This is a genomic window from Bradyrhizobium iriomotense (assembly GCF_030160715.1).
In the GTDB taxonomy this organism is placed as follows: domain Bacteria; phylum Pseudomonadota; class Alphaproteobacteria; order Rhizobiales; family Xanthobacteraceae; genus Bradyrhizobium; species Bradyrhizobium iriomotense.
Genome location: NZ_BSOW01000081.1, coordinates 1 through 8,123, shown reverse-complemented (window position 1 = coordinate 8,123; position 8,123 = coordinate 1). Strand labels below are relative to the sequence as shown.

5 protein-coding genes and 6 pseudogenes are annotated in these 8,123 nt (G+C 58.5%); 10 read left to right on the top strand and 1 reads right to left on the bottom strand.

The genetic code is table 11. The features are described 5' to 3' along the window. Positions 1-251 (top strand): hypothetical protein (locus tag QQL28_RS45180; protein WP_284276315.1); only part of this gene is annotated, 251 nt, incomplete at its 5' end. Positions 252-437: 186 nt separating this feature from the next. Here the strand turns inward: QQL28_RS45180 and QQL28_RS45175 are convergent. Continuing rightward, positions 438-836: a recombinase family protein gene (locus QQL28_RS45175; RefSeq protein WP_284276313.1), complete on the bottom strand. Its 399-nt coding sequence runs from the start codon at positions 834-836 to the stop codon at positions 438-440. A 484-nt stretch (positions 837-1,320) separates the two neighbouring features. Between QQL28_RS45175 and QQL28_RS45170 the strand changes: the two are divergent. From QQL28_RS45170 to QQL28_RS45125, 9 genes and pseudogenes are all read left to right on the top strand, one after another. Further along, positions 1,321-1,695, top strand: a pseudogene (locus QQL28_RS45170) (ATP-binding protein). 99 nt (positions 1,696-1,794) lie between these two features. Further along, positions 1,795-2,423: pseudogene (locus tag QQL28_RS45165) on the top strand (ISNCY family transposase); the annotation flags it as partial. Positions 2,424-2,917: 494 nt separating this feature from the next. Further along, positions 2,918-3,704: pseudogene (tnpC, locus tag QQL28_RS45160) on the top strand (IS66 family transposase); the annotation flags it as partial. 836 nt (positions 3,705-4,540) lie between these two features. Further along, positions 4,541-5,575 (top strand): ATP-grasp domain-containing protein, encoded by a 1,035-nt coding sequence (locus QQL28_RS45155; protein WP_284276311.1) that lies wholly within the window; start codon positions 4,541-4,543, stop codon positions 5,573-5,575. Between the two features lie 298 nt (positions 5,576-5,873). Next, a pseudogene (locus tag QQL28_RS45145) lies at positions 5,874-6,021 on the top strand (IS701 family transposase); the annotation flags it as partial. Positions 6,022-6,512: 491 nt separating this feature from the next. Continuing rightward, positions 6,513-6,659: pseudogene (locus tag QQL28_RS45140) on the top strand (IS630 family transposase); the annotation flags it as partial. A gap of 136 nt (positions 6,660-6,795) precedes the next feature. Beyond that, positions 6,796-7,203, top strand: a complete 408-nt coding sequence (gene tnpA, locus QQL28_RS45135; protein ID WP_279692462.1) for an IS66-like element accessory protein TnpA — start codon at positions 6,796-6,798, stop codon at positions 7,201-7,203. Further along, positions 7,200-7,547, top strand: coding sequence for an IS66 family insertion sequence element accessory protein TnpB (gene tnpB, locus QQL28_RS45130; RefSeq protein ID WP_284276307.1), 348 nt, complete (start codon positions 7,200-7,202; stop codon positions 7,545-7,547). The genes tnpA and tnpB overlap by 4 nt, the downstream gene beginning before the upstream one ends. 45 nt (positions 7,548-7,592) lie before the next feature. Continuing rightward, positions 7,593-8,033, top strand: a pseudogene (locus QQL28_RS45125) (transposase domain-containing protein); the annotation flags it as partial. Positions 8,034-8,123: the final 90 nt, after the last annotated feature.

Sequence of the window (8,123 nt, the reverse complement as noted above, 5' to 3'; positions counted from 1 at the left end):
TCCAGCCCGAGCTTGGCCGCCACTTCCGTGTTCTGACCACCTTCCGCACAGGCCAGAACGATCCGGGCTCTCAGAGCCAGCGCCTGCGCCGTCTTCCCCGCATCGTCAGCGACGTCAGTTCGGCCCGCTCATCATCGCTCAATATCAGGGGGGCAAGTTGCTGGACAGCCATTGGAGACTCCGTCGCCGTTTGCCCCATCCTTGGCACAGCGACGCGAATCTACTGCGAATCTATGATTGCGAACTTGTGACTCGGGACACTAGATGGAGCGCTTCACGCACTCGCTTGTCAGGATCCAGCTCCAGGCGATCGTCAGCGCTGCGCACGTAACCAATGGCTACGGACGTATGGAGGTCCCCCCGCACCGCTATGAGGCGCAATGCTTCTTGTGACCGCTGTCGCAGGATCAATAGCTCAAGCTCGCTAAACGTCCCCTTCATCCCAAGCAGCAGCCGGTCGTTCGTGAGCTTTGGGTCATAATGCCATCCTCGTCAATAATCAGAGTGTTCACCAGGGTGCAGAACTCCAGAAGCGTGTGCCAGTCGCGGCCATTGCGGGCCAGGCGGGAAGCCTCGATAGCCAGCACGGCGGCAGCGCCACCGGTACAAATTGCCGTCAACGAACGCTCAAATCCTGGGCGCGCAGTGCCGCCACCCGAGCGGCCCAGGTGGTCGTCGATGACGACCACATCTTGCCACCCAAGCGTCCGGGCGCGGGTAGCGAGCGCATATTGGCGTCGGCGGCTTTCGGGATTGTTGGCGAGTTGGTCAGCAGTCGATTGCCGCACGTAGAGATAAGCGCTGCGCGCCAAGTGATCGGACGTGATCTTGTTCATCATCTGCCTCATGCACTTTTGCGGGCACGGCGCCGCATTTCTGGAGAAGGAGCTTGAGCAGGCCGGTGACTTCCGAACGAACCATCGGATCGAACTGTGAGCGCCGAATCGCTCCTGCTCCGAGGACCAGAAGATCGAGTTGTCGCCATCGTTGCTCCATCATCGCCTCCAATCGTTCGACTCGTTTCGGGCGGCATCGACGATAGGCGCTGTGCATCAACGAGGCAGCGAAGTTCTTGCAGCGCCTCCAAGGAAAGCCGAGGGATCTTGACCAGCGGCAATGTCGCTGCGGAACTGTCCGTCATCCATGCCGGCAGGAGGATGCGACTACGGTCCGGCTGTTCGATCACGAAGTGAAGACATGCCCCGTGAACGACTTGCCTCAGAACAGTAACGCGTTCGCCAGCGCGCGGACGATACGGATATTGAATGGCGACGACTTCAAACGGATGTTCTTGGGTAGTATGTCGCGTGTTCGACCGGTATCGGGAAAAGCTGGCTTGGCTGTGCGCTCGGCCACAAGGCCTGCCGGGACAACCACTCTGTGCTTTACACCCAGCTGCCGCGGTTGATCAAAGAACTGGACCTTGCCCGGGTGATGGCCGACTCGCTTCGCGGATGACGAGCATCGCCGGTCGACGTGCTAATTTTGGACGATTGGGGGCTCCAAGCCGTCGACACCAACGCCCGTCATTATCTGCCCGAGATCCTCGAAGACCGCTACGGCCGTCGGTCAACACTCGTCACCAGCCAGCTCCCAATTGCCAAATGGCATGAGCTCATAAACGACCCAACTTACGTGATACCATACTTGATCGCCTGCTTCACAACGCGCTCACAGGCTCGAACTGAACGGTGACTCCATGCGTCGCCCGCCAGTTCTTCCTCGGCCTTGATTACGTGATCGGCCGAAGAAGACCGAGACTGCAGCCCGCGAAGCTGACCGGCCGCTACGGCACTGAAGGCCCTGCTGCCGATCTTGATTGAATCGATGGAGCGTCACGGCCATATCGACTTGACGCCAGAGGTTCGGGCCATTATTGTCGATGAGTGCGGCGACGATCGACCGGGCGCTTCGAAGCGTTCGTGAGCAAAGCGACCGGCAGCGCCGTCGCTCTGTGGCAAGTGCTCTGCGACGCAGCATCCCTGGTCGTACTTCAGCGGATTGGGAAGATCCGGCACCCGGTTTCGTCGAGGCCGACCTCGTTGCTCACAGCGGTCCTTCGGCGCGGGGCAGCTTCGTCCAGACGCTCGTTCTCACGGACATCGCGACCGGCTGGACGGAATGCGCGCCACTTCTGGTGCGCGAACAGAGGTTGTTGAGCACGACTCTGACCGAACTTCGTAAATAGCTACCGTTTGCGCTCCTGGGTCTGGACACCGACAACGACTCTGTGTTCGTGAACAAGACCATGAAAGAATATTGCGAACAGGCTGACATCGTCTTCACGGGCTGTCGCCCCTATCGCAAGAACGATCAGGCCTTTGTCAAGCAGAAGAACGGCGCGGTGGTCCGCCGAATGGTCGGCTACGGCGCAGCTTTATCGCTCGGCCCGTTTGTTCGTGAACTTCTTCCAGCCATCGTTCAATACACATCACCGGAAAGCCCGCCGCTGCTGGAAAGGAACGGCGGTGTGAAGTAGACCGGTGATCGACCCGTGCTCAACGCTGGCGCGTTGCGCGACCGCCTTCGGCGGCTGGCGGCCTTGACCACGCCCGATCACCGGTCTGTTGGCTTTGCAAGGGCTCGGTCGAGGACCGAGCGCGACATCGGCGCGCTCGAAATGCCCACCAGTTGTGCGACCGGCATACTTCTCTCTCCTGGGAGCAAAATAGATGAGGCAACAACAAGTCTTTCGGGAACATCGCTACATGCTGCAATACGCACTGTCATCCTGATTGCCGCGCGGCAATATGGCGCAACAGTCGGTGAGACGGGGCCGGAAGAACCAGATGTACCCATCGTGACCAGAGCACGCATTTATGATTTAGTTCCGGTCCGCGAACTCCCATACGGGCCCGCAGCTCCATCGCTGCATCAGAGGCCGGACAGAGGGCAGCATCCGACCACGTGCCAATCGTCTTCAAAAACCGCTTGCATCTGGCGGGGCGTCCACAGACGGGCTTATGCCAGGGATGACCGAACGTTTGGCCGCAGCGGTCCGCCGATGGTGGCTTATCGCTTCGAAGACAGCCGCTCCGGCGAATGCGCGGTCCTGCATCTCAATGGTTATCGCGGCATCCTGCAAGTGGATGGCTATGCCGCCTATAACAATCTCGCGCGATCCGGTCGCGGCAATGATGGCATCACATTGGCCGGCTGCTGGTCACACAGCAGGCGCAAGTTCTACGAGCTGCATGTTCCAGGGAGCTCGGAAGTGGCAACGACGACGGTCGAGCGGATGGCAAGGCTCTGGCAGGTCGAGAAACCGTACGCGGTCAAAGCCCCGACGCTCGCGTTGCCGCGCGCCAGCAAGCCTCCGCGGCGATCGTCGCAGATCTCTTCGATCTCTGGCAGCAGACCTTGCGGCGGATCTCCGGCAAATCAAAACTGCCTGAGGCGATCCGCTATGCCGTCTCGCGCCGTGCCATCTTCGAACGCTTCCTGACCGATGGCCGCATCGAGCTCGACTCCAACATCGTCGAACGCGCCATCAGGCCATCAGGCCACAAACAATTACGAGAAAGGTCTTCGCTTGCAGCGACGGCGGCGGACGAACCTGGGCGACCATGGCAACACTGCTGCAGACAGCGAAGATAAACAACGTCGATCCGTTCGCCTGGCTCACCCTAACGCTTCAGCGTATCGCCAACGGCTGGCCAAGCAACGAAATCGACGCCTTTATGCCATGGAACCAAGCCGCCTGACGGCATCAGCTTGCCACTTACGATCGAGCGCCCTCAACGGCGAGATCAAGCGGGATCTTGCCCACCAAGACGCCATCTCCGCCTCGTCGGCGCGATCCTGCTCGAGCAGAATGATGAATGAGCCGTTCAGCGTGCGCGTTACATGATGCTGGAAGCCATCGCGCCGTTGTCTGGCTCTTGCCGGTCAATTCGGTGTGCTGCCAGGTACACGACGCTCGGGGACACGATCTGGCCATTGTCAGAAACCGGACAACTCGCAATTAGCTCAGCCGTTCGGCTTTCGCCCTCACAGAGAGGTCGCGGCACGCTTATCTTCCGAGTCCGGCTCTTCCCGAGCGTGAGCCGCATCATATCCTGCGAGTGCTACCTGGAACTGGCAGACGGAAGCGTGAGTTTCTCGAACTCCCATCCCATGTGCCGATTTTTCTCGTTTCGTCGGCTCAGGCAAAGTAGCCACGTCCCACGCCTTTCGCGGTAGAAGTCGTTGAGCTTGGATGATTGTGCGGCCTGCCAACGTAGCTGTAGTGCGCGCGTGGAACAGCGTTGTAGACTCATGCTGTATGGCCTGTGGTGCGTGGATGAGGCGGTCTCCGACGTTTCACCTTCGATCTGTGTCTTCGCTCTCCTGGGAACTACCTACCTGGAGGCGCGCGTTAGCAAATGTGTGCTCCCAAACGGCTGTGCTAACGAGGTTCCTCGTCGGATCTAAGACAAATCGAGTTCTTGGTCAGATCTAATCAGCCGCTTATGGGATGAGTAAGTCTGGCACGAAACTTGCCATTTGAGATTCAACAACACTGAGGAATGCTGTTTGCCAGTCTGACTAGGAGAACGTCATGAGATTGCTCATCCTAACAAGGCACCTCGATTGCTTGGGTGAAAATGATGCACCTATCAGCAATGCTTTCCGTCGTTTCGGCTGCGAAGTAATTTTCGGCGATATCAATGCTATTGCAGCAGACGACTATCGTTATTTCACACGAGGAGTGCGGGTGCCGGAAGACGGCGAGCCGTATTATCCTGGCTCTGCGGCACTGGGAAGCCGACAGGCATATTTTCTTGACGAATGCCAGCTGATCTGGGTTATGATTCCACCTCAGGATAGCGTGGCGCGCGATGTCTGGCAAATGCTGTGGTTAGCTTCGCAACATGTCGCCTTCGTTAACAGCGTTGAAGGCATGATGTTTTTAGACACTAAACACGCGTTAGGCTATGTACTACCGAGAGAGAACAGGGCGACCTCATATATCTCGAATGATTTCTCATCGCTGTGGGAACGTTATCAGCAGATGCCTGATCACTGTTGGGTGGCCAAGCCGCCAAATGCCTTTTGCGGGCAGAACGTTTTCTTACTCCCTCCAGACGGACCAAACGTTCGAACAATTCTCCAATGCCTCACAGGAAACACTGTCGCATTAGATGAATTTGGTGCTGTCGCGCCACGCCGATTCGGCGCTGTCGCGAAACACGAATTCGGCTATGGGCTACGTGGCTTCAAAGCTGAATATGCTATTCTACAGGAGCATATCCCGGAAGTGGCTCAAGGTGAAAAGCGTATCATCGTTGCTTGCGGAAAGGCGGTTGCCTGGCATGGTCGGCAAAACTCTCCAAACGATCACAGGTCGAATATAACGCAAGGAGGAAAACCGGTTCCTGTCGATTTACATTCCGGCGAAGTCGAGCTTGCCGAGTTGATTGGCAAAAAGCTGATGGCGCATGGGATCAATTTTGTCGGAATAGACATGGCTTATCCTTATGTACTGGAATTCAATATTGCAAACCCTGGGGGGCTATATGATGCAGAACTGGCTTCTGGGATAGATCGTTCAGATCAGGTTGCTAAGCTACTCATTGCTCACTTCAAGAAGTAGGCGTGATCGAGTAGCTGTTTCGTCTCACAAATACATTCGGGCATGCGGCTTCCTTAGAAGCGCAGCAGCGAGGCTGCCAGAGGCGAGATAGTTTCGCGCCCTGTCAGCCGCGCCGATGATTGCCTCGCCTACGTGGCAGACATTATGGCGGCCGGCAGCGATCATTAGAAACAAGCTGCCGCACAGTGCGTAAGAAGGCGAGCCGACACCCGCGCGTTTCGTCCAGCGACAGTCCGATGCGAAGTTCCCAAAAACGCTTTCAATCTGATCGTTACCCAAGGGCGCGTCCATACAGAAGCTCGTGCGGTGGAAGGCCATCGCTAGCCCATCGAAGACAGCTTCGAAACTGCTAAGGACGAGCTCGGCCTTGATCACACCGAAACCCGCTCGTGGCCGGCTGGCATCGCCATGTCTCACTCGTTATGGTTGCCCTTGCCATGATGGCCGCGCAAAGCCCATTTTAAGAAGAAACTGCAACTGTAATGGTGGTTGGTACCCATTTGGTAACTTGCTTGCAGAGGAGGGACGCGAGCAAGAGAGAAGCGGTTAGGAAGTCGCGCAAATGCAGCTTTCGAACCCTCGCCGAAGCGCTAACATAGCTTAGAGGCATAGTGAGCCGATCCGCGCCGTGACGAGGTCAGAGTTGGGAGTACGATGGTGTGCTTACGCCCACCAACGGAAGTTGATTGCGATGGCTCAGTGCTCACTGGATGCTGCGATGTGCGCGGCATAGGTCGAGGGATTGGTAACGGCGGCAGAGCATGGACGAACTAAGTTGATGTCGATCAGCCGTAGCGCAACTGACGCGCCGGCGCCTCATCGGCTACGAGAAATGGTGGCTCGGACAGCAACACGAGTCGAGGGGTCCCTCGCGCTCGCTACCCCATAACTGGCAATACCTCATCCGCGGCAGCCACAATCCTTGAACCGCCGCTACGCCCTCGCCAAGCTCAAGGCGCTCTTGCGTCAGGCCGCAGAACGAACCGTCGACGGCCTCTGGAGCGCGATTGGCCGCATTATTGATCGCTTTACATCAACCGAATGCCGCAACTACTTCACCGCCGCCGGATACACTGCAACATGATCGGCGGATGCTCTAGCCTCGCCTCGCCGCCGCACGAATGCGAATCTGAATCAAAGCGCCCAACTTTAGCTAGAGAGTAAGCCTCCGAGGAGAGACGCCTTGCGACGGGGTGGTCTAATGGTTGAGAACTGTACGTATGGACAGTCATACGATCAGTGCGCTGAATCGACTTGAAGTGGTGGAGACGGGCCGGCGACGGCGCTGGTCGGAGGAGGAGAAGGCGCGGATTGTTTTGGAAAGCATGTCCGAGCCGCGTCTGGTTGCGGCAACGGCGCGACGATATGGACTGTCGCGTTCTCTGCTGGTGACCTGGCGGAGGGGCTTGGTAGCGAACCGGGCCAAATCCGAGGCTGGCTTTGTCAGAGCGGTTGTCGCAGAGGATAGGCCAGTCCCATCGGCGGCACTTTCATCGCGGAGCGCGCCGGCGCTTTCGACCGAGCAGCGAATTGAGGTCGAGTTGACGAGCGGGCGGCGCGTCATTGTCGATGCGGGGGTCGACGTTGAGGCGCTTCGCCGCATCGTCGAGGCTCTGGATCGGCGATGATTCCGATCCCCACGGGCGTGCGGGTATGGCTGGCGACTGGCCACACCGACATGCGGTGCGGCTTTCCGAGCCTGGCTCTCCGCGTGCAGGAGGTGCTCAAGCACAACCCCATGGGCGGTGGTCTTTTCTGCTTCAGGGGAAAACGCGGCGATCTTTTGAAGGTGATTTGGCATGATGGCCAGGGGGCATGCCTGTTTACAAAAAGACTTGAGAGAGGAAGATTCATCTGGCCTTCGGTTGCGGGCGAAGCAGTGACGATCTCTCCGGCGCAGTTGAGTTATCTCTTATCTGGAATCGACTGGCGCAATCCTCAAGAAACACGGCGTCCAACGCGAGTTGGATAGCCTTTTTACGATTGAATCTGCAGCCTGATCTGATTCAATGGCTTCATGACGTCGAAGCCGGGCGCTCTTCCTTCGGACCTCGCGAGTGCCTACATGGCGCTGCTGGCCGAACGTGAGGCGTTGCAGGCTGAACGCGATGTGGCCGTCGCGGATGCCGCCAACGCGCGGGCGGAGCTGTCGGACAACGAGGCGCTGATCGCGCATCTCGAGCTGCGGATCGAGAAGCTCAAACGCGAACTGTACGGGCAGCGCTCCGAGCGCACGGCGCGGCTGATCGAGCAGTTGGAATTGGAGCTCGAAGAACTCGTCACCACGGCGAGCGAGGATGAGCTTGCCGCGCAGGCCGCGGCGGCGAAGGCGCAGAAAGTCCGCGCCTTCACGCGCAAGCGACCGGTACGCAAGCCCTGGCCGGACGACATCGAACACGAGCGCGTCGTTATCGAGGCTCCGACGACCTGCGCCTGCTGCGGCGGATCGCGGCTGGCTGCGCGGCGGCGATCAGGGTGAGACTCCAGCGACAATCAAGGTGAGACTGCGCCGATGGGGACGGACCGAAGGGAGGGCGTAGCCCGACCG

Coding starts and splice junctions, on each gene's coding strand:
- QQL28_RS45175 (WP_284276313.1), bottom strand. CDS start 836: ATGAACAAGATCACGTCCGATCACTTGGCGCGCAGCGCTTATCTCTAC.
- tnpB (WP_284276307.1), top strand. CDS start 7,200: ATGATTCCGATCCCCACGGGCGTGCGGGTATGGCTGGCGACTGGCCAC.
- tnpA (WP_279692462.1), top strand. CDS start 6,796: ATGGACAGTCATACGATCAGTGCGCTGAATCGACTTGAAGTGGTGGAG.
- QQL28_RS45155 (WP_284276311.1), top strand. CDS start 4,541: ATGAGATTGCTCATCCTAACAAGGCACCTCGATTGCTTGGGTGAAAAT.